The 22052-nt window shown below is 71.7% G+C and carries 12 protein-coding genes; 9 read left to right on the top strand and 3 right to left on the bottom strand.

Annotation, left to right across the window (positions count from 1 at the left end):
* Position 1: 1 nt before the first annotated feature.
* On the top strand, positions 2-868 hold the full coding sequence (locus ASF49_RS22520; protein WP_082511482.1) for a trypsin-like peptidase domain-containing protein: 867 nt from the start codon (positions 2-4) through the stop codon (positions 866-868).
* Positions 869-896: 28 nt separating this feature from the next.
* Here ASF49_RS22520 and ASF49_RS22515 read toward each other — a convergent pair whose 3' ends face one another.
* Both ASF49_RS22515 and ASF49_RS22510 read right to left on the bottom strand, forming a co-directional pair.
* On the bottom strand, positions 897-2735 hold the full coding sequence (locus tag ASF49_RS22515) for a glycosyltransferase (RefSeq protein ID WP_082511481.1): 1839 nt from the start codon (positions 2733-2735) through the stop codon (positions 897-899).
* A 4-nt stretch (positions 2736-2739) separates the two neighbouring features.
* Positions 2740-4281, bottom strand: a complete 1542-nt coding sequence (locus tag ASF49_RS22510) for a hypothetical protein (protein ID WP_156653153.1) — start codon at positions 4279-4281, stop codon at positions 2740-2742.
* Between the two features lie 393 nt (positions 4282-4674).
* Between ASF49_RS22510 and ASF49_RS22505 the strand changes: the two genes are divergently transcribed.
* From ASF49_RS22505 to ASF49_RS22470, 8 genes are all read left to right on the top strand, one after another.
* Complete coding sequence (locus ASF49_RS22505) at positions 4675-5613, top strand: CgeB family protein (RefSeq protein WP_243214746.1); 939 nt, start codon at positions 4675-4677, stop codon at positions 5611-5613.
* Positions 5610-9239 (top strand): glycosyltransferase family protein, encoded by a 3630-nt coding sequence (locus tag ASF49_RS22500; RefSeq protein WP_056478098.1) that lies wholly within the window; start codon positions 5610-5612, stop codon positions 9237-9239. Before ASF49_RS22505 ends, ASF49_RS22500 begins: the two co-directional genes overlap by 4 nt.
* A 491-nt stretch (positions 9240-9730) precedes the next feature.
* On the top strand, positions 9731-13471 hold the full coding sequence (locus ASF49_RS22495; protein ID WP_156653152.1) for an autotransporter outer membrane beta-barrel domain-containing protein: 3741 nt from the start codon (positions 9731-9733) through the stop codon (positions 13469-13471).
* Positions 13472-14039: 568 nt separating this feature from the next.
* Positions 14040-15089, top strand: a complete 1050-nt coding sequence (locus tag ASF49_RS22490; RefSeq protein ID WP_056478094.1) for a cupin domain-containing protein — start codon at positions 14040-14042, stop codon at positions 15087-15089.
* A gap of 708 nt (positions 15090-15797) precedes the next feature.
* Positions 15798-16646, top strand: coding sequence for a hypothetical protein (locus ASF49_RS22485; protein WP_056478092.1), 849 nt, complete (start codon positions 15798-15800; stop codon positions 16644-16646).
* Between the two features lie 414 nt (positions 16647-17060).
* On the top strand, positions 17061-17711 hold the full coding sequence (locus tag ASF49_RS22480; protein WP_056478090.1) for an SCO family protein: 651 nt from the start codon (positions 17061-17063) through the stop codon (positions 17709-17711).
* A 24-nt stretch (positions 17712-17735) separates the two neighbouring features.
* A complete protein-coding gene (locus ASF49_RS24300; protein ID WP_056478088.1) occupies positions 17736-20498 on the top strand; it encodes a galactose oxidase-like domain-containing protein in 2763 nt (920 codons plus the stop codon).
* Between the two features lie 168 nt (positions 20499-20666).
* Positions 20667-21152, top strand: coding sequence for a prepilin peptidase (locus tag ASF49_RS22470; RefSeq protein ID WP_056478086.1), 486 nt, complete (start codon positions 20667-20669; stop codon positions 21150-21152).
* A gap of 24 nt (positions 21153-21176) precedes the next feature.
* On the opposite strand, the gene ASF49_RS22465 is transcribed toward ASF49_RS22470, so the two are convergent.
* The gene (locus ASF49_RS22465) at positions 21177-22022 is read right to left on the bottom strand and encodes a general secretion pathway protein GspK (RefSeq protein ID WP_162240993.1); all 846 of its coding nucleotides are present in this window, start codon (positions 22020-22022) and stop codon (positions 21177-21179) included.
* Positions 22023-22052: the final 30 nt, after the last annotated feature.

Below are 22052 nucleotides of genomic sequence, written 5' to 3'. Positions count from 1 at the left end.
CTTGGGCCAGGGGTGCAGCGGACCGGTGCGGGCGAATCGGCCCCGACGCGGAGGCGCAGCGCTCCTGCGCCTCGCGCTCGCCGGTGCCGGGCTCGTCGGCCTCGGCTGGAGCGCTGCGGGCCGGGCGGAGGGCCCGCAGCGATGGGCGGCGCTCTATCCGCGGGACGACCGGCGCGAACTGGCGGGGGCGGACTACGCCCGCTATCCCGGCGCCGGCGTGCTCTACTGCCGGGCGGACGGCATCCCCCGGAAGGCGGCGGCCGCCTGGCTGATCGGCAGCCGGCGCCTCGTGGTCCTGAACGCCCATAATTTCCGCAGCCGGCACCTGGAGCCCACGCGCGACATCGCCGACTGCTTCTTCCAGATCGGCGGCCGGAACTACGACTTCGCCCCCGGGTCCCTGCGCCTCGGCACCGTGCCGGGGGCGATGTCCCTCCACATCACGGACGACTGGGCGCTGGTCGACCTGGCGGCGCCGGCCGAGGGCGTGCGCCCGCAGCCGGTGCCGGCCCCGCCCGACCTGCCGACCGGGTCCGCGCCGGTGCCCGTGGTCATGGTCTCGCCCGGCGGCCACGCGAACTATCCCGGCCAGAGCAGCCTCGAGCCCTGCACGATCCACCGGGTCGACCCGCCGAGCGAGGACGCGATCCGGCGCGTCCGGCACGATTGCAACAACGGCTATGGCGGCTCCGGCTCGGGCCTGTTCGACGCCGAGGGCCGCCTCCTCGCCCTGCACAGCGCCTCCCTGTCCATGAACTCGCGCCGCGCCTTCGACATCGAGTACCATTACGGCTCGGCGCTGCTGTTCGAGGGCGGCCTCACGGAGGCCATCCGCGCCCGTCTCGCCGCCGATCCGAGCGTCCGCTGAGCGGCGGTCGCGGCGGACGGCGTGACCGTCAGGGTGGGCCGGCGCCGCCCGCGCGGGGGCCGAGCGCATCCTCCGGGTCCCCCGCCTGCGGAGGCGGCGGGTGCGCCTGCGGGCCGCTCCCGGATGACGGGGGCGGGCTCGCCCACCAGTCCCGGAGGATGCGCTCGGCGGCCAGCGCCGGAGAGATGCGCGAGGTGTCGAGGAGAGGAAGGCCGAGCTCCTGCGCCAGGCGCCGGTAGGTCTCGACCCGCTCGACGCTCATGCGCGCGCGGGCCTGGGCGTCCCCGCGCGCGACCAGGCGGGCCACCGTCGTGGGCCGATCCGCCCAGCACATGATCGTGCGGGGGTGGGGGGCCCAGCCCGCCCGGTAGGCCGGCGACAGGAGCTGCGACGCGGTGAACCAGTGCCGATCGAAGACCACCGGGCCGTCGGGGGCCTGCTGCAGGGCCAGCGCCACGGCGGCATGCGCGACGTCGTCGGCCAGGGCATGCGCGCCCCGCTCGGCGAGGAGGACCATGAGGCCGCCGATCCGGCCGCCGAAGGGATCGAGGACCGTCGCGCCGATCCGTCCGGCGACCTCCCGGGCGATGCTGGACTTGCCGGAGCCGTCGAGCCCGTCGAGGACGAGGGCGATGCGCCCGGCCTGCGCGGCCTTCTCCTGCGCGCGGCTGCGCGTCGAGGGATGGAGGCGGCCCTCGCGGCGGCCATGTTCGAGGTAGTGCAGCAGGCCCTGCCACGGGCGCCCGAACAGGGCCGCGAGATCCGCATGCAGGCGAAGGTATCCGGCCGCGTCGAAATCCTCCGGGGCCGGACCGTGTTCGGCCACGAGCGCCGCGATGCGCGCCGTGGCCCAGGCCGGAGCGGTCCCATCCGCGAGCCCGCCGCGGATCGCCGCCAGGAGATCGGCCGTATAGGCCTCCCAGGTGAGGCCGCGGATGCGGGCACGCCCGGCACGGGCGCATCGCGCGGCGCGTTCGGGATCGGCCCGCACGGCTTCGACGGCCGCCGCGATGGCGGGACCCGTGGCGACCTCGATCACCCGCGCGGTGACGTCGTGCTCGGCGAAGGCCAGGGTGCCGTGCGGCGTGGTGACGAGGGGCGTTCCGCTGGCCATGGCTTCGGCGGCCGGGTTGCACCAGCCCGCCTGCAGCTCGGCGCTGCAGAAGACGTCGAGGCCGGCGTAGAATGCGGCCAGCGCCTCGCCGAACAGGGGGCCGTGCCGGACGATCCGTCCCGACGCCAGGAGGTCGTCCGGAGGCGCCGGCTCGCGCGGGTCGGCACGGCCGAACCAGTGCAGCTCCCACGCGGCGCCGAGCGCGCGAAGGGCGTCCACCAGGGCGGCCGGATTCTTGTTCGCGATGGCGCCGAGACGGTATCGCCCGGTGCGCGGCGGCCGGGCGACGGGCGGCGCGAACAGGGTCGAGTCGACCCCGCCGACGACCCGGCGGACCGGCCGGCCGAACGCGGCGAGATCCGCCTCCGGCCAATGCGCGTTGTTGACGAGGATGAGGTCGGGCTCGAAGGCCTGCGTCACGCGCCGATAGGCGTCACGGCGGCCGGGACCGTTCAGGAAATGCTGGACGCGCAGGCCCAGGCGAGGGTCTCGCAGGCTCGCGAGGCGCGCCACGATGGCATCGGGAAAGCCGCCGCCCGGGACCATGACGGCGTCCCAGGTCTCCTCCAGCGCCGCCGCGCGCGACAGGTGCCGGAGCCTGCTCGCGAAGCCGGCCGGCCGATCGGCGCCGCCCTCGCCCAGGCACAGGAAGGCGAGCTCGCCGCCCCAACGCGCCAGCACCTGCCCGACGCGCTCGAACCGCATCAGGCCTCCGGTCAGGGCCAGATGATCGCAGGCAACCAGGAGGCGCATCGCGCTAGGTCCGCTTCCACGGGACGAGGCCCCGGACGGCCCGGCCGAGGCGGATGGCCGGGCCGGGGAGCCTGGGCGGCGGCCCCGCGAGACGGGCCTCGGCTGCGGCCAGCGCGGCCTCCAGGCGCTCCGCCTCGCGATCCCGTTCCGCCGCATAGACGATGACGCGGTCGGTCTGCGCCTGCGCCGCGTCACGGGCGTCGACGAGCGCGGCGCGCTCGCTCCGCAGCCCGGCGACCTCGTCCGCCAGGGTCGTCGCACGCAGGAGCAGCTGCGAGCGGGACAGGGGATGGGTGGCCGCGAGCCACGCGAAGTCGCGCTTGGGGTCATGCCCGCCCACGACCCGCTGGAAACGGGCCTCGCGGTCGAGGCGCTCGGCGATCCCGGCATCGGAGAGGCCGTCTCCGAGCGGTCCGGTGCAGGCGCGCAGCAAGGTCAGGAAGGTCGGGTCGAGCCCCGGTGCGGGACAGCCCTGGATCGGCGTGGTGAGGAAGGTGTCGACGAGACCGCGCACGAGCAGGTGCCCGAGGTCGAGGGGCGCGTCGAGCGTCCATTCCAGGTCGATGAATGCGGCCTCCCCTCCTTGAACCAGCAGGTTGCGCGGGATGGCATCGAAGGCATGACCGGGCAGGAGCGTGCCGGCATCCGGCGACCGGTCGCCCGGATCGGCCTCCGGAAACGCGGCCCGGACGGCGGTGATCCAGCGTTCGGCCCAGGTCGCCACGTCGGACTCGGTCCAGCCGTCGCGGGCCAGCACCGCCTCGAGGGCCTCGGGCCAGGGCTGGCCGGGCGCGAGGGCCTCGGACGGGAATCGATTGGTGACGCCGGCCACGCAGCGCGGCAATCCGGGCCGGCGCGGCACGCGCCGAACCTCCGGTGGACCCTCCGCCCGGGTCAGGATCGTGGCGACCTTGTTGAATTCCGGCCGCCGCTCGTGGCCGATCTGCAGGGCGAGGCGCTCCTCCGCCGGGAGCCCGACGGCCGAGGCCAGGACGAGCGCGGACGGCGCATGGTCCGCCAGTCCGCCGGCCTCTGCGATGCGCCGCCAAGCGCGGCGTTCGCCGGAGGCGTCCCCCGCCAGGGCCGCGGCATCCAGCCCGGACCCGGGAGCCAGGCCGCGTTCGAACAGGACGGTGCGGGCGGCGCGATGGTCCGGAAACGGATACCACCAGTGCTGGTGCGGGAATCCGGCCGCCTCCAGGGCTCGGCGCAGGCAGGCCCAGGCGCCCGGCCCGCCGCCCGGATCTCGGGATCCGCCCTGCCCCGCGGCGGAGGCGCCGCGTCCCGGCGGCTTCGTCCCCAGCGCCAGGATCAGCCGTCCGTCCCGCCGCAGGCTTCGCCGCAGCGCTCGCAGCGCAAGCGGGGCGGCCTCGTCGGCCGGGGCGAAGAGATCGAAGGCCAGGATCGTGTCATAGGCGGGAGGGCCGTCGATCAGGTCGGCCTCCGGCTGCCGCCGCGCGTGGGCCGTCAGCGATCCGGCCAGCGCCGCGGCATGGGCGTGGAGGCTCGGCGCCACCGATCCGAGCAGGAGCACGTCTCCGGACACGGCCTCCGCGACCGGCAGGAGAATATTGGCTGCCGTGAGGCTGCCCGGGCCGCCCGTCCCGGCAACGCCGTCCGCTCCCTGCGCACCGGACCCGCTTCCGATTGCCGAATTCTCCCGATCGTCTTGCCGAAAAGCAATAGCGCTCTTACTCATCTTTCCCGATTACGTTGTCGACGCTCGTTTACATAGACAGCTTTCAAAAACGAAGTTATTGCTTCTCTAAGAAGGAAGTCAAACCCTCGCAACGCCACGCGCCGATCGGCGGAATAAATGAATTTCGCATCTCACATTTATCCGGATACGATCGAAGTTCTCGTAACTGGCACGACATCTGATGCGGTCAATATCAATCCTGCCATCAGATCTTACCTTGTCGAAGGACTGAGCGAGCGCTTGGGAGGCGCCGCCGTCGGGCAGGCGCCCCTGGAGCTCGCCTGCGAGCGGGTGCGTCGCCTGCGTCCGAAGCTGGTGGTCGCCGTCGGCAGCCTCGTGCCGGATGCGGCCGGCCTCGGTGCCCTGCGCCGATCCGTCGACGCCGTGGGAGCCCAGCTCGCCTTCTGGCTGACCGAGGATCCCTACGAGTTCGACTACGCGTTCAAGGCGGAGCTCCTGGCCGACATCGTCCTCTCCAACGACAGCTGGGCGGTCCACCACTACCGGCACGGGTCGGTGCACCACCTGCCGCTGGCCGCGTCCCCGACCCGGCACCTGCGTCCCATCCACCCGAGCCTGCCGCGCGACATCGCGATCTTCTTCTGCGGCGTCGCCTATCCGAACCGGGTCGCGCTCCTCCGGCGGGCGGACGATCTCCTGTCCCGCCACCCGGTGGAGATTCTCGGCTGCGACTGGCCGGCCGACTTGCGCTGCGCGCACAACCGACGCCTGACCGCGGACGAGATGGCCGACCACGCCGCCGCCGCCTGGCTGACGCTGAACATCGGCCGCGACCTCGACATCGCGAACCGGCGCTTCGCCCTGCCGCAGGCGACGCCGGGACCGCGCACCTTCGAGGTGGCGCTGTCGGGTTCGACGCAACTCTACTTCGCGACCGGTCTGGAGATCTGCGACGCCTTCGAGCCGGACGAGGAGATCCTCCTCGTCGACGGCCCCCGCGACATCGCCCGGGCCCTCGAGCGGACCCGGGACGAGCCGGCCGCGATCCTCGCCATCGCCGAGCGGGCGCAGCGGCGCGCCCTGAGAGATCACACCTATGCGTGCCGTGCCGGGCGCATCCTCGAACTCTGCGGCCTCCCGGCCCGCCCCGCGTCGGAGAACCTGGAGGACCTGCTCGCCGTGCCCCGTCCGGAGCCGCGCGGATCGGCGCACGCATGACGGATCTCTCGATCCTGCTCCTCGATACCGAGCCGCGGACGCACAACCACTACATCGTCCTGGCCATCGCGGACGCGCTGCGGCGCCATCCCGGCGTGGCGCGCGTCGTGGTCGCGCATCACGGCGACGCCCTCGCAACCTTCCTGGCGGAGGGGCTCGACACGGTCCTGGCCTTCGGCGGCGCCCGGATGCAGGCGCCCCTGCTCGGCCGGCTCGCGCGCTTGGCCCGCCTCAGCATCCTGTGGACCACCGAGGATCCCTACGAGCGCGCGTCCAACGTCCGCTTCTCCGACTGCTTCGACATCGTCTTCACCAACGACCGCGGAAGCGTCGCCGCCTACGAGGGCCGCGCCGTCCACCTGCCCCTGGCCGCGAGCCCGCGCTTCCAGGATTTCGCGGTCGGCGCGGACGACCGCCATTACCGCTACGACCTGCTCTTCGTCGGGACCGCCTGGCCCAACCGGGTCGCGAGCCTGAACACGATCCTGGGGCTCCTGCCCGCCGACCTGCGGGTCAAGATCGCCCTGCCCTGGAACGTCCATCTTGGGCCGCCCGACCTGCACGACCGCTCCCTCGTCACGGATTGGCGCTGCGGCAACCTCGACTTCGCACGCCTGGCCAACCGCAGCCGCGTCGTCCTCACCCTGCCGCGCGTCTTCTCCGGCAGCGCGGCCGAGCAGGCGGCCGGATCGACGCCGCCCCCGCGCCTGTTCGAGACCGCCCTCGCCGGCGGCTTCCAGGTTATGGTGTCGCCCGAGCCGGAGGTGCGGGACTACTACGCCGCCGGCACGGAATTCCAGCTCTGCACGGACGACGCGCAGGCCGCCGAGACCATCGCCCGCATGCTGTCGGTCCCCGGGGAACGGCTCGCCCAGGCCCGCGCCGCGCGCGCCCGGACGCTGGCCGAGCACCTCTACGACCATCGCATCGCCACGATGCTGGAGCGGGCCGTCCCGGTCCGGCGCACGGCCTCCGCCCGCGGCGAGCGGCCCCCCGCCTCGGCCCCGCGCAGGACCGTGCTCATCCTCACGCACAACCGCTTGGGCCATCGCGAGGGCGGCGGCGTCGAGGTCTACCAGGAGGCCCTCGCCGGGCTCGGCGACCGCTACGACCTGCTCTTCCTGTTTCCGGTCTTCCGCGGCGAGACCTGGGAGATGCGCCTCGAAGGCCCCGGTGTCGCGCTCAACCTGCCCGGCGGGTCCGTCGGCCTGCCCCGGCTCACCGACCCGAACGTGGAGGGGCAGTTCGCCCGCATCCTGTTCGAGCATCGGGTGGACCTGCTGCACATCCACCATCTGCTGCATTGGCCCTTGAGCCTGCCGCTCATCGCGCGCGCCTGCGGCGTTCCGGTGGTCCAGCACCTCCACGACCATTACCTGATCTGCGAGCGCTGGCTCCTGCTCGACCACAACGGCCGCTTCTGCGACGTCGTCCATCGCGGGCGTGAGCAATGCGACGCGTGCCTCGCCGCCAGCCACAACTATCCCGCCGGCGCCAAGGCGCGCCGGGATGCGTTCCTGGGGCAGGTGGTCGGCGCGGTGGACGCCTTCGTGACGAGCACCCCGGCCACGGGTGCCTACCTGCGGGCCTTCCATCCGCAGATCGCCCCCGACCGCGTCGTCGAGATCGCGATGCTGGTCCCGACGCCGGCCGCCGCACCCCCCGAGGCACCTCCCGCGGCGGAGGCCCCCGCGTCCCTCGTGGTCGCGGTGATCGGCAACTTCACCCACCACAAGGGCGGGGACGACGTGATCGAGCTGATCCGCACCTGCGAGGGCTATCCCATCCGGTTCCGGATCCACGGCCAGGTCAGCCCCCACCATGCGGGCCGCCTGCGCGGCCTGCCGGCGGAGCGCGTGACGGTCCACGGCCCCTACGAGCAGCGCGGCATCGTCGCCCAGCTGCAGGGGTGCGACGTCTCCCTCCACCTCTCGACCTGGCCCGAGACCTTCCTCATCGCGCTCACGGAGGCCTGGCAGGCCGGCCTCGTGCCCATCGTCAGCGACCTCGGCGCGCCCGCCGAACGGGTCCGCGACGGGATCGATGGCTTCCGGGTGCCGCCGCATGATCCCGGCGCGGTCCGGGCGAGGCTCCTGGCTCTCCTCTTCGACCGGGAGCAGCTCGCGGCGATGCGCACCACCATCCGGCGCAAGGCCTTCCCGTCGGTGGACGCGCATCTCGACGCCCTGCACCGGCTGTATGCCGGCCTGATCGCGCAGCGGCCCTGCCCGCACGAGCGGGTCCCGAACCGGCGCCCGGGCGCCTACGACCTGTCCCTCGACGACCTCGCGCTCCAGGTGAACGCGCCGTCCTGGGTCAGCAACGACATCCTCTGGGACCGGAGCCGTCTCTCGGATGGCGGCGGCTTCCCCGAGACCTTCCCGGCGGTCGCCCGCATCGACGCCCTGCCGGAGGCGGACGCGGCCAAGCCCGCCCTGGAACGTCCGCTGAGCCATCCGGCCCTCGCCTGGGCCATCGACGCCCTCTGGACCGATCAGTGCCAGCGCCTGGATCGCAGCGGGAACGCCGTCGTGTTCCAGAGCCTCTCCCTGCGCGGCTGGATGCACCTGTCGGAGAGCCGGGGACCCTACCGGACCTATCTGCGCTTCAGCGACGGCACGAGCACGTCCTACGCCCCCCTTGCGACCGAGAGCCGGCAGGACGTGCTGGACCATCTCCGCACCCCCGCGGCGCGGGACGCGGGCTTCGCCGGACAGGTCGACCTCGCGGGTCTGAGTTTCGGAAGTCACGCGGTGGACCTGATCCAGGTGACGGCGACCCACCGGATCGTCACCCGCGGGCTGCTGCGGATCTTCGCCGCGAGCGATCTCGGCGCGGCGCGCGCGGGCCACTTCCGGGCGGCGCAGGGGGCCGGCCCGGACCGGGAGACCCCGCGCAGAGGCGTGCCCCGGCGGATCCGGCAGAGCCTGCCCAATTGCGACGGCGTGCTCGTCGGTTCGTCCGCGGAGGTCTGGGCCTTCGAGGCCTGCCTGCCCGACGTCCCGGCCGAGGCGGTCCAGGTCTGGCTCCGGAGTCCCGACGGCGCGACGCTCCGGCTCGACGCGGACGCGCATGCCGCCTCGGACGGAACGCTCCGCTTCGTCGCGGCGCTGAATGGCCTGCGGCCGGACCCCTACGAGGTCCTCCTGCGCACCGGCCGCGGGACCGGCCCGGCGATCGCCCTGCCCGACCGGCTTCAGGTCCGCGAGGGGCACGGGCGCTGTCGGGACACCGAGACCCTCCCCGCGGCCTTCCGGCGGCGTTTCATCAAGGCGATCCGCCGGGCGCCGAACCTCAACGCGGTCACGCTCACCGCCGAGGACGACGTCCGGTCCATCCGGTGTCAGGGCTGGGCGTTCCTGCGCGGGCTCGGCTCCGCCCTGTGCGTGGTGGCGCGCTGGGAGGAGAACGGTCGAAGCCGGATCTGCATCGGCGCGCCTCTCGAACGGCCGGACATCGAGGCGCATCTCGGGACCGCGCTGGCACGCTCCGCCGGCTTCGACCTCATGATCCCCGTCCAGGCCGTCACCAGCGGGCGCGTCCGGTTCTATCAGTGCTACCGCTGGCGCACGGTCGAGTTCGCGGGCTTCCGCGAAGCCCTGATCCCGGCGCTCGACGGGACCTGACGTGGCAGCCGTCCCGATGGCCGCCGCCGACCGCGCGCTTCGACGTATCGGGGGCCGCCGCCGGCCTGACCGCGGAATGCCAGATCGTCCTGCCGTACTTTCCGAAAGACCATTCCAAGATTACTCGACCTTCCCGAGCCCGCGTGATGCCGATGTCTTGTTGCGAAGTCGATGTGATATTTTTGTTTCTTGGGGTCGATTCTTTGTAGATCACGTGGATTACATTTGACTCACACACTCCGCGGAGTTTTTTGCTCGCTTAGCCGGTAAAAAACCGGCATGGGTGAATCAAAACTCTGGGGAGTGAATCGATGGCAGGCCTAGGCTTGACGTTGCGCCGTTCGTTGCTTCTGACTGTTCCGGCCTGGTCTGTCCTCGTCTCCGAGGCGAGTGCCGATTGCCAACCGGGGACACCGACGAGCGGCCAGACCATTGCCTGCTCCGGGACGTCGGCGGGGTTCGTCGCGCCCGCGGCCGCCACGGGCCTGACCGTGACCGTCGCTCCCGGCGCGACGGTCACGCCGGTTCAGACGAGTGGCGGCGCCAATCCCAGCTTCACCAACATCCGCGTCGGCGGCGGCAGCCTCGTCAACAACGCGGGCACGATCACGAATCCGGCCGGCCAAGCGCGCGACAATTTCGGCGTCAACCTCGCGGGCGACCTCTCGACCCTGAACAATACCGGCACGATCAGCCTCGTCGCACCTGCGGGGAACGCCACGACCCGGCTCTACGGCGCCTATTCGAGCGCACCCAACGGCGCCCAATACGCCAGCACGACCGTGACCAACGCCGGCACGATCGGCGTCGTCCAGAACGGAAACGGCATCGCGCGCGGAATCTACTCGGGCGAGAACACGACGCTCTTCACGATCACCAACACGGGCCTCATCAGCGCGACCCGGGCCCCGACCGCGACCGCCACCACCGCGCTCGTCGCGGGCGTCGATTCCGACGACGACACCGACCGCCTGGTGGTGAACAACGCGGCCGGCGGGCGCATCACGGCGACGGGGGTCAACACCCGCGCGATCAACGGGCGCGCGGCCGATCTCGTGATCAACAACAGCGGCACGATCCAGAACACCACGGCCGGAGAGGCGGCGATCGCCACCTACGCGCTGAACGCCGGGAACGCGGGCGATGCCACGACGCCGCGCGCCTACAGCACCACCCTCACGAACACCGCCACCGGCGTCGTCTCGGGCGATGTCCGGCTGTTCGATCAGGATCTCCAGACCGGCGCCACCCTGGTGAACCTGCGCCGCTCCGGCACGGTCGCCAACGCCGGAACGATCACCGGCACGGTCGCCTTCGGCGGCGGCAACGCGGTGGTGACCAACACGGGCCGGATCGGCGGGAGCATCAGCTTCCTCGACGTCGCCGGAACCGTGAACGCGGTCAGCCTCGGCACCGGCTCCAGCATCGGCGGCAACATCACCGCCCGGGGCCTCGGCACCAACACCCTCACGCTCTCCGGCACCGGGACCCTCACGGGGGCGGTGACCGGCTTCACGAGCCTGACCCAGGCCGGAGGCGCCTGGACGACGGGCGCCGGCTCCACGCAGGCGCTGTCCGGAAACCTCACCGTGGCGGGCGGAACCCTGACCCTCGGGGCCGGCTCCACCCAGACCGTCGGCGGCGTCGTGCAGGTCACGGGCTCGGGGGCCCAGCTCACCGTCGCCAACACCCTCACGAACAAGGCCGTGAACCTGTCGGGCTCGAACACGACGGTGGTCAATCTCGGCACGATCACCGGAACCGGGGCCGCGGGGCGCACCAACACGGCGGCGAACCGGGTCTACGGCGTGCTCGCCAACTCGACGGGGGCCGATTTCAGCAACGTCGCGGTGGTGAATCAGGGCACCATCGCGGTGACGGAGAACGGCATCGGCGTCTCCCGCGGCATCTATGCCGGCGAGAACATCGCCTCGATGTCGGTGGTCAACGCGGGCACCATCTCGGCGACCCGGGCCTCGACCAGCACCGGCACCGCCGCGGTGGCGGCCATCGATTCCGACGACGACGTGGCGTCCCTCACCGTGACCAACCAGGCCGGGGGCCGGATCTCGGCCACCGGCACCGGAACGCGCGCGATCCAGGGCCGTGCGCAGAGCTTCACCATCGCCAATGCGGGCACGATCGCGGGGCCGGCCGGCGGGCAGGCGATCGTGGTCTACGGCAACGGCACCGCGACGCTCACCAACGCGGCCACGGGGACGATCGGCGGCGACGTCCGCTTCACCGATTCCGACCCGCAGGTCGCCACCAGCACCGCGCGGCGCAACAGCAGCACCACCAATGCCGGGCGCATCGACGGCAGCCTGCTCTACGGCATGGGCAGCCACGCCCTCGCGAACACCGGCACGATCACCGGCGGCATCACCCTGAACGACGTCGCCGCCAGCCGGAACACCATCACCCTCGGCACCGGCTCGGTGATCCAGGGCAACATCGTCGCGCAGGGCCGCGGCCGCAACGCCCTCGTCCTGACCGGGGCCGGCACCCTCGCGAGCAACGTCTCGGGCTTCACCACCCTCTCGGCGCAGGGCGATGCCTACACCCTGGCCGCCGGCACCACCCAGAGCTTCTCGGGCGGTGCGACGGTCGCCGGCGGATCCCTCACGGTGAATTCGATGCTCAGTGCCGACACGCAGGTCGCCGCCGGCGGGACGCTCCTCGGAACCGGGCGCATCGGCGGCACGCTGACCAATGGCGGGACCGTCGCGCCCGGCAACGCCACGGCGGCCTACGGGACCCTCTCGGTTACGGGCGCCTTCGCCCAGACCGCCGGGGCGACGCTCAGCACGGCCGTCGCGGCGACCGGCGAGGCCGCCCGCCTCAGCGTCGACGGCACCGCGACGCTCGCGGGCACGGCCAGCCTCGTTCAAGCCGCCGGTCAGTACCGTCCGGGCACGCGCTACACCCTCGTGACGGCCCAGGGCGGCATCACCGGGGGCTTCAGCGCCGTGACCACCAGCAATGCCCTGCCGACGCTGATCCGTGCCGTGGCCTCGAGCGATGCCACCAACGCCTACGTCACGCTGGCCCAGCAGAGCTTCGGCCTCGTGGCGCGGACGCAGAACCAGGCCGGTGCCGCCCGGGGCCTCGACGCGGCCCTCGCCGGCAATACGGGCGCCTTGACCACCCTCGACTACCAGAGCGACGGCGCCAACGCGGCGCTGCTCGACCGCGTGGCCGGCCAGGGCTACGCATCCGTCGCCGATCTGCAGCTGCGGGCCGGCCGGGCCTTCGCGGACCAGCTCGTCCAGCGCGGCTACACCGCCATCTTCGAACCGGGCCAGGACGGCTTCACCCTGCCGCCCGCCGTCTACGCCGCCGACCTGCCGCAGCGCGGGCCCGTGCCGGAGGCGCGCTTCGTCCCGACGAACCGCGGCTACGGCGTCTGGGCCACGGGCTACGGTCAGTTCGGCACGGTGGACGGCACCGCGAACGCGGCCGGTCGCACCGAGACCATCGCGGGCTTCGCGGGCGGCATCGACGCCCACACCCAGCCCGGAACGGTGCTCGGCATCGCGGCGGGCTACGGCTCGGTCGATGTCGGCCTGTCGCGCACCGGCGAGCGGGCGCACACGGACAACGCACAGATCGGCGTCTACGGCGGCATCACCAGCGGCACGCTCTACGGCACCCTGGCGCTCGGCTATTCCCACGCCGAGGGCCGGATGGACCGGTCGGTCGGCGGCGGGATCCTGCAGCCGAACGGCGCGCGCGGCACCCTCAGCGGCGACCAGTTCCTCGCCGCCGGCGAGGCCGGAGCCCGGGTGGCTCTGGCGCCGGGACAGGCGCTGGTGCCGTTCGTCGGGTTCCAGGTCGCGACGTTCGACCAGGACCGCGTGACCGAACGGGGGAACGGCCCGTTCAACCTCAACGTCGCTGCGCAGGACTTCCTCTCGGCCCGCACCCTGGTGGGTGCCCGGGCCGAGGGAAGCCTCACCCTCGGTGAGCGCGTGGTCAGCCTCGGCGTGAAGGCCGCCTACGTCCACGATTTCGCGGATGTGGCGCGCACGATCCAGTCCTCCTTCGCCCTCGCGCCGACGGTGCCTTTCCGGGTGAACGGCCGTCGCCTGGACCGTGATCGCGCCCTGGTGGGCGTCGGGATCGCCAGCGTGTTCGCCGCGGGCTGGACCGGCTTCGTCAACTACGACGCGGAACTCGCCGCCAGCGACACCATCCAGGCCGTCCGCGGCGGCGTGCGCTACGCGTTCTGAGATCGACCGATCGGCCCTGGCGAGACTTCGAGCCCGCCAGGGCCGATCCCTGCGTGCTGCCGCGCAAGGCGGCGCCGGCGGCCGCCATCGGTCGACATCCCGACCGAAGGATCCCACCGGCAGGCGCCGTGCCGCTTCCCCGGCACGGGTCTCCCGGCTCGATGGCGGACCTCGCGGCCGAAAACCGCCTGTCCGCTCCGATCGACGCGGCGGAAAGGGGGCCATCACGGGCGTTTCCCCTTCGCGGGCGCCCAGCGGGATTGGACGGAAACGGTGCGGCGACCGAAGACCCGGCCGGGTGACGGCCCGGCTTGGTGACGGCCCGGCTTGGTGACGGCTTGCCTTGGGTGAAACGCCTCTGGCCGATCCCCGTGCCCATCCGTATCCTGGGTCCCGATACAATCCTGAGTTCCGATACGATCGTGGCCCCCGAGGAACCGAGAGCAGGTGCACGGCCGCGGCATCGCGGGCCGAGCGTCGGGTGATCCCGTCGACATCCGGCTTGTGCCCGTTTCGGGTCGCGTTGAGTCGAATATCCGCGCTTTCATGAGTCTCTCGTGAAAACGTCATGTGCAGGAGAATGAAAATGCAAGCAAAGCACGTTCGATCTCTGGATTCAGGCCACATCGAGTTCGAGAGCGAACTCGGATCGATCTCGCGGCTCTACGCAGACACCATGCCTATCCTTCGGCGGCTGTCCATCAAGCGCCTGATCCTTGCGGCCGGCGCCGTTCGCGAACCGCATTGGCACGCCAACGCGACCGAACTCAGCTACTGCGTGTCCGGGCAGAGCCTGGTGAGCGTGCTCGACAACGGAAGCGTGTTCTCGTCGTTCACGGTCTCGGCCGGCCAGATGTTTCATATCCCGTCCGGAGCGGTGCACCACATCGAGAACCTCGGCGCGGATCGGGCGGAATTCATCGTCGCCTTCCGGCACGAGAGGCCGGAGGATTTCTCGATGCATGCGGCTTTCGGCGCGATGACCGACGCGGTGCTCGGCAATACCTACGATCTGCCGGGCGCGTCCTTCGCGCCGATCGCCCGTTCCACCAGGAGCGCCTTCATCGTCGGCCGCCAAGGGCCGGCCGCGGTCCCGGCGGTCGCCGCGTTCAACAACCCGCATAAATTCGATGTCGAAGCGCAGCATCCGCTGCTCGCCTCGCAGGCCGGGTCGGCACGATTCGCCCGCGACCAGTTCTGGCCGGCCCTCAAGGACATCTCGATGTATTCCTTGCGGATCACCCACCAGGGCATGCGCGAGCCGCACTGGCATCCGGAGACCGCCGAGATGGGCTATGTCCATCGCGGCCGCGCCCGCATGACCGTGCTCGATCCGGACGGCACGACCGACACCTATGACCTGAAGGCCGGCGACGTCTACTTCATCCCGCGCGCCTATCCCCACCACATCGAACAGCTCGGGGACGAGGAGATTCACTTCCTGATCTTCTTCGATCAACCGACCCCCGGCGACATCGGCTATCGCGCGACGGCCTCCGCCTTCTCGCGCGGCGTCCTGGCCGCGACGCTCGGCACCACCGAGGAGGTCCTGCCGACGCTGCCGTTCACGCCGGCCGACCCGCTCGTCGTGACGCGGATCAACGCCCGCGATCCCTGACCGGCCGCGGCCCGGGCGGTTCCCGATCGACCGGGTGCGGGCGTCCGTCCCGTCACGATCCCGAACGGGGCGATCCGGCCAGGTCGGATCGCCGACGGCGCGTTCGCACTGGGCCGGCTTTCGCCTCTCGCCCCTCTCGCGCGCGGCATCGCGCTCGAGCTCCGCCGTCCGGTCGATTCGACCGATCACGTCGAGATCGAGTCGGTGAACGGCCGCCTCCGGGCGCGGTGCCCGAACGCCGCGTGGTTCCTGGCATCGGCCGGATCGCGAGCGCGCAGTGAGGACCGGAACCGACCCGACGACGATCGACCTCAGGCGGTCATGGGCGGCTCGGCGCACCCCGCCTTCGCCAGTCGAGCTCGCTCGGGGCATGGACCCGCATGGTCGTGAGCCGCATACCGGGTCGATCTCCAATCTAGGCAATCGCCCCTCAGGTCGGCCCGAGGCGACGAAGGGCGTCGATCCACAGCTCGCGCGTGCAACCAGCGTCCGCTCCGATCGGTGAATAGGATCGCGCGCGCTCGGAGACTTCCTGTCGTCGGGCATAGATCAGATCCGGCCGCTGCCAGAAACTGGATCGAGCACATATTTTCTATCACAACGACATGCAATACAGCATCCGTGCTGGGCCGTCGTAGGTTCGTAGTTTTTTATCAAATAGAGTGCATTCCTCCTTCCCTGTTCCCCCGCGTCCCGGAGAGTCGCGCCATGCAGGGATCCGAACCCGGCGGTCCCGTGATCCGGGCCTGTGTCACGGCCCTGGTGGCCCTGGCCGTCGGTCTCGTCGCGTTGCTCTGGGGCTGTGCGGCGGCCGGGCCGGGGCTCGGCCGTCCGCTGCTGCTGGCGCTTCCGGCCCCGTTTCCGCCGGTGCGTCTCCTGACGCCCCTGATCGGCCTTCACCTGGTCGGCCTGTGCTTCGGCCTCGGCGGCGCGACGATGCTGGACTTCTGGATCCTGCGCTGGATGCGCGAGGGCGCGATGCCGGCCGAGATGGAGCGCAGCTTCCACTTCATCAGCAAGGTCGTGACCATGGGCATCGCCCTGCTGTGGATCTCGGGGCTCGGCTTCCTCGGCCTCTACGCCATCGAGGCGCCGGAGAAGCTCGCCAACCCCAAGCTCTGGGCGAAGGTGGTGGTGGTCGCGGTGCTCACGGTCAACGGTCTGTTGATCCATGCTCTGGTGCTGCCGAGCGTCCTGCGGGACGTGCGCCGCCCGATGCTCGACGGCGTCTCGCGCCTGGCGGCGGGGATCTTCCTGGTCTCGGGCGCGGTCTCCGGCGTGTCCTGGTACTTCGCCTTCGCCCTGGGGCTGCTGCGGGAATTCAACGGCCGGGTCTCGATCGGCCTGCTCCTCGCCCTCTGGGGCCTGGGCATCGTCCTCGCTACGCTGGGCGCCTTCGCGCTGCGGGAATCCCTCATGCGGATGGCCGCGCGGCGGCGGGCGCGCACCGTCCCGAACATCGAGTGGGTCGCCAATCGGCCCGGCGCGCCGTTCTCGTCCGTGCGCCTGCGCCGGATCCCGGACGGCCTGATGGTGCCGGTCCGAGCGGCCCGGTAGAGGGCCTCGGACGGGCTGGCGCCCGCCCCGCCTTCGTCGGGCCGGGCCGGCCGCGCAGCAGAGACGCGACGGGTGACCGTTCCCCTCGCGATCAGATTCGAACCCGACGCCAGACAGCAGAGATTCGGTGCGCCGGGTCGGCCGCGAATGCTTTGGTCCCACCAGGGAGGGACTTTCCGGATGCAATCCGAATCACGCCGGCCGCGATCGAGCTCTGGCGTGCACGTATCCTGTTCGAGAGAAGGTCTATATTTGGTCTTTCCGATGTAGAAGTCGATATTCGGCCACTGAGCTGTTAATGGTTAATGTTTTTAAGTAGTTTTGTGAACTGCATTGTAAAACTCGGACGGTCTATTGCTGCGGTCGAGCAGCAGAGCGGCATGGTCGCCTGCAGAAGAGGTGAAACCATCCGGAATGTCGTCCAGGATCCGTGACTCCCTGAAGACTCTGCGCCTGCTTGCCGGCACCGCCCTGATCCTAGCGCCCGGGCCGGTCCGCGCCGGCGAAACCGTCCCGGCCGCGCCGCGAAGCGATCTCGACACCCTCCTCTGGCCGGTCGCCGGCGCCCTGCGCCGCGACCAGGCCGGCCAGGCCCTCACCGGCGCGCGCCTGGCCGACCGGATCGTGGTGGTGAGCTTCCTGACGACGGGCTGCACCATCGCCTGCGTGATCCGGACCCGCGACCTCGCGGCCCTCGAGCGCAGCCTGCCCGGGCCGCTTCGGGCGCGGGTGGCCGTCCTCGCGGTCTCCCTCGACCCGGCGCGGGACGACCGGGATGCCCTGCGCGCCTTCGCCGGCAGCCTCGGGCTCGACCCGGCGCGGTTCGCCGTCCTCGACAGCGACCCGGACACGGCGGCGCGCCAGCGGACGGTCCTGCGCTACCCGGCCGACCGCTCCAACCCGCCCGACACGGTGCTGGTCTTCGACCGCATCGGACAGCTCGCGATGAGCTACGGCGCCAACCCCCTCGACCGGCCGCGCCTGGCCCGCGACCTCGCCGCACTCGACCGCTTCGCGCAGGGCGTCGGGCACCCGCCGGCCTCCAGCGCATCCCCCGCCCTGTAAGATCCCGTCCCAGAAGGTCCTCCCATGCCCGGTTCCTCCCGATCGCCCGATGCCCGCCCGGGCGCGACCCTCTGGAGCGCGCTCGCTGCCGCCACCTTCCTGACGCCGGCGGCCCTGCTCCCCGGCGCCCTCCTGCCGGCGGCGGCGGCGCAGCTTCCCGTCGTCGCGACGCCGGTGGCGGATCCCGTCCTGGCCAACCTGGCGATCCCCGACACCGCCCCGACCCAGGGCATGTGGTCGGGGGTGAAGGCCTGGCCGCTCAACGCCATCCATATGAGCCTGCTGCCCACCGGCAAGCTGCTCACCTTCGGCTCTCCGCTCGGCGATGCCGGCTCGCAGAACGGCCGCACCTTCGACATCTGGGACCCCTCGAAGGGGCCGGTCGACGGCGCGCACGTCAATTTCCAGGAGCCCGGCTTCGTCAACAGCTTCTGCGCCGCGACGTCCTTCCTCGGCGACGGCTCGCTGCTGGTGAGCGGCGGCATCTTCGACGGCGGCGTCGACAAGGGCAGCGCCCTGCTGAACCCCGCGGGCACGGCGGTCGGCGTCATCAACGCCAAGCTCGCCAATGACCGCTATTATTCCACGATGATCACCCTGGCCGACGGCCGGCCGCTGATCATGGGCGGATCCTTCCCGTATCTCGGCGGCTGGGCCGACCCGCAGGGCAGCATCGACAAGGGCTACATGACCGGCATGACCCCGGAGGTCTATGACGGCACGAAGTGGAACAGCCTGTTCGGCGCCACCAGCCGCGACGCGTTCGGCCCCGAGAACAATCGCTGGTGGTATCCCCGGGCCTGGGTCGCCCCGAGCGGCCGGGTCTTCGGCATCTCCGCCGAAAAGATGTGGACGCTCGACCCGAACGGGAACGGCGCGGTGACGGCCCTGGCGTTCAAGGAGCCGCAGCGCAACGCCAACAGCGCGGTCGATGCACCCAATGTCGGTGCGGTCTCGACCGCGGCCATGTACGACACCGGCAAGATCCTTCAGGTCGGCGGCAACAGCTACGACAACGGCAACGGCTTCCTCTCCAGCAGCCGGGCCACGATCGTCGACATCAACGGCGCCACCCCGGCCCTCACCGAGGCGCCGCCGATGCGCTTCGGCCGCGCCTGGGCCAACGCCACCGTCCTGCCGACCGGAACGGTCGCGGTGACCGGCGGCAGCAAGTTCAACGACCAGGCCGGGGACAATACGGTCCTGGCCACCGAGCTCTGGGACCCCAAGACCAACACCTGGACGCTCGGCGCCTCCAACGCGATCTACCGGGGCTACCACTCCACCGCAGGCCTGATGCAGAACGGCACGGTGCTGGTGTCCGGCGGCGGCGCCCCCGGCCCGGTCGCCAACCTGAACGCCGAGTTCTACTATCCACCCTACCTGTTCACCACGGTGAACGGAAAGGCGGCCCTGGCGCCCCGGCCGCAGATCGTCAGCCTGAGCAGCAACAAGCTCGCCCACGCCCAGTCGATGCAGATCGAGCTCGCCTCGCAGAACGGCGTCTCGCAGGTGGTGCTGATCGGCCTCGCCCAGGTGACGCACAGCTTCAACAACGGCCAGCGCCGGGTGCCGCTGACCTTTACGCAGGCGGGTGCGCTCGTGACCCTGCAGACGCCGGCTTCGGGCAACCTCGCGCCCCCCGGCTATTACCAGCTCGTCGCCATCGACGGGAAGGGCGTGCCCTCGCCGGGCGTGATCGTGGCGCTGGGCGCCAACGTCGCCGCGCCGGTCGGGGGCGTGACGGTGCCGTCGAACACGGCCGCGGGCACCGTCGACAACACGGGCTGGACCCGCTGCTCCGCCGAATACGAGACCTGCACCGTGGCCAACGGTCCGAAGACCGTCCGCTACGGCGCCAACGGCCAGTACGTCACCAAGGACGTGACCGGCTCCATCGCCTGTAGCAACGAGGCCTTCGGCCGCGATCCGCTCTACGGCACGGTCAAGGCCTGCGAAGTGGCGACCGCCGCGGCGGGCGGCACCGGGACCACCGGCGGCACCGGGACCCCGGGCGGCACGGCCGGAGGCGGCGGGACCGGCGGGGGCACGGGGACGACGGGGAATACCGGTACGACGGGTGGCACGGTCCTGTCTCCCTACGCGCAGCCCGCGACCGGCGTCTGGAAGGAGGTCGGCGTCGAGGCGCTCAAGATCGCCACCGCCGCCGATGGCACGACGGTCACGGTCAACCGGAACGACGGAAAGGTCTGGCTGTATCAGGCCGACGGCGCCTGGAAGAATTTGCCCGGCCTGCTGAAGGACGTGGCGGTGGTCAAGGCCAACAGCCTCTACGGCATCGGCACCGACAACCAGGTCTGGCGCTTCGACGGCAATCAGTGGACCGTCGTCGGCTCCGGAGACAACGTCGCGATCGCTGCGGCTTCCGATGGGACCGTCGTCGTGGTGAACCGGGCAGGCGAGATCTGGTCGAAGCCCTCCGACGACGCCCAGATGAACTGGCGCCGCCTGCCGGGCACGGCCCGAAGGGTGGTGGCGATGAACGGCCGGAGCTTCTGGTCGATCGGGATCGACAACAACATCTACCGCAGCGACGGCGTCAGCGGCTGGACCGTTGTCGGGCGAGACGCTCTCGATCTGGCGGCGGCCTCCGACGGCACGGTCGTGACCATCAACCGCAACAGCAAGCAGATCTGGCGCAAGATCGGCGACAACACCGTCGAGGCCTGGAGTTTGATCCCGAACGGCACCGCCGCGGCGGTGGCGGCCCCGAACGGTCAGCGCCTCCTCGCCATCGGCCTCGACGGCAAGATCTACCGCTACTGATCCACGCCGCATGCGCGATCGGGCCCGCCCATACCGGGCGGGCTCGCCAGGGCCGGCCGGAGCTTGTCCGGCCGGCCCTTCCCGTTCCCACGATCGAAGCCGGCCTCCCTTGCTTCGCCGGCGATCGTGTGTGATCCGCGGGCGAGTGCAGGACCGGGAACAGAGGGAATGGTGGTTCATAGCCCGGCGCTCTTCGCGGTGCTGCTCGCCCTGCCCCTGACCGTGCCGATCGCCGTCATCGATCTGCGCCGTCGGATCATTCCCAATGCCATGAACGGGGCTCTGCTCGGCCTCGGCCTCTGCATGCTGGCCGCCCGGAGCCCGGCCGCCGCGATCCCGGTCGAGATCGGCTTCGCACTGGCCGAGTCCGCCTTCGCCTACCTGCTCTTCGCCGGCCTTCGCTCCGCTTACGGACGGCTCCGCGGCCGCAACGGCCTCGGGCTCGGCGACGTGAAGCTGATCGCGGCCGCGATGCCCTGGATCGGCCTCGCGCAGCTCCCGCTGATGATCCTCGTCGCCAGCCTGTCCGCCCTCGGCGCCCTGGGCCTGCTGCGCCTTGCCGGGCAGCCGATCGGGATGCGCACGCGGCTGCCCTTCGGGCCATTCCTCGTCCTCGGCCTCCACGGCGCGCAGCTGCTGCGTCCGGCTCTCTGACGCGCCGGGTTCCGGCCCGGCGGATCAGTCCGCGCCGAGGGCCGCGGCGATGCGGGGACAGGCCGGATGGCCGGCGCTCGCCTCGGAGGGCGGGACGGTGCGGACCCATTCGAGGATGCCGATTCCGGCGACCGCGGTTGCGGTGGCGACCAGGGCGGAGCGCCCGGCCCGGGTGCCGGCCGGATTGGTCACCGAGACGCCGATGCGCAGGAACTGGCGCTGGGACGGATTCCCGGGCGTCGCCGGCCTGGCACCGGGCGTCATCGCGCGGCGCAGCCGGGTGGCGTCGAAGCGACCGTTCGGGTTGAACACCGTCACGGCCGGGCGCAGCACGGCCGCGAAGGCCGGTGTCATCGACGGCAGCTGGTCGATCTCGTCGGCCCGGAGGAACGGCCCGTTGCGCGGGCCGTAGGCGAGGCCGCGGGCTCGGTACTGGGGCGCCTCGGCTCCGCCGCCGGGCTCGGGCGTCTCGTCGGGATCGCGAAAATCCACGATCTCGGCCGCCAGCCCGGGCGCGTCCCGGTCGGGGATGCCGAGGGTCCGGAACGCCTCCTCCAGCTGCGGGCGCAGGGTTGTGTTGAGGTCGATCAGGGTGCCCTCGTCCCGGACCGCGATCCGGGCCATCCGTCCGCCCGGCAGCGGGCAGGCCACGGCGGTGCCGTCCTCCGGAAGGCCGAGGGGCGCGGCGCGGTAGGTGCGCTCGACCACGAGGCCGTAGGCCACGAGCCGGGCGATGCCGTCCGCGAGGCCCTGCAGGCGCTGCACGTCGGCGCGGGCGCCGGCCAGGGCGGTGCCCGTCTGCAGGCGCAGGGCCGCCGTGGCGGCGGCGGCCGAGATCACCACGAGAATCAGCAGGACGGCCGGGAGCACGAAACCCGCCTCCTCGCTCCGGCACGGGTG

This window comes from Methylobacterium sp. Leaf104 (genome assembly GCF_001422885.1).
In the GTDB taxonomy this organism is placed as follows: Bacteria; Pseudomonadota; Alphaproteobacteria; order Rhizobiales; family Beijerinckiaceae; genus Methylobacterium.
The sequence above is the reverse complement of the archived record's forward strand: the minus strand, read 5'-3'. Positions and strand labels throughout refer to the sequence as shown.

Bases quoted from the DNA above. Each gene is read 5' to 3' on its own strand.
- ASF49_RS22485 (WP_056478092.1), top strand. From the start codon at position 15,798: ATGCAGGGATCCGAACCCGGCGGTCCCGTGATCCGGGCCTGTGTCACG.
- ASF49_RS24300 (WP_056478088.1), top strand. From the start codon at position 17,736: ATGCCCGGTTCCTCCCGATCGCCCGATGCCCGCCCGGGCGCGACCCTC.
- ASF49_RS22490 (WP_056478094.1), top strand. From the start codon at position 14,040: ATGTGCAGGAGAATGAAAATGCAAGCAAAGCACGTTCGATCTCTGGAT.
- ASF49_RS22500 (WP_056478098.1), top strand. From the start codon at position 5,610: ATGACGGATCTCTCGATCCTGCTCCTCGATACCGAGCCGCGGACGCAC.
- ASF49_RS22470 (WP_056478086.1), top strand. From the start codon at position 20,667: ATGGTGGTTCATAGCCCGGCGCTCTTCGCGGTGCTGCTCGCCCTGCCC.
- ASF49_RS22480 (WP_056478090.1), top strand. From the start codon at position 17,061: ATGTCGTCCAGGATCCGTGACTCCCTGAAGACTCTGCGCCTGCTTGCC.
- ASF49_RS22515 (WP_082511481.1), bottom strand. From the start codon at position 2,735: ATGCGCCTCCTGGTTGCCTGCGATCATCTGGCCCTGACCGGAGGCCTG.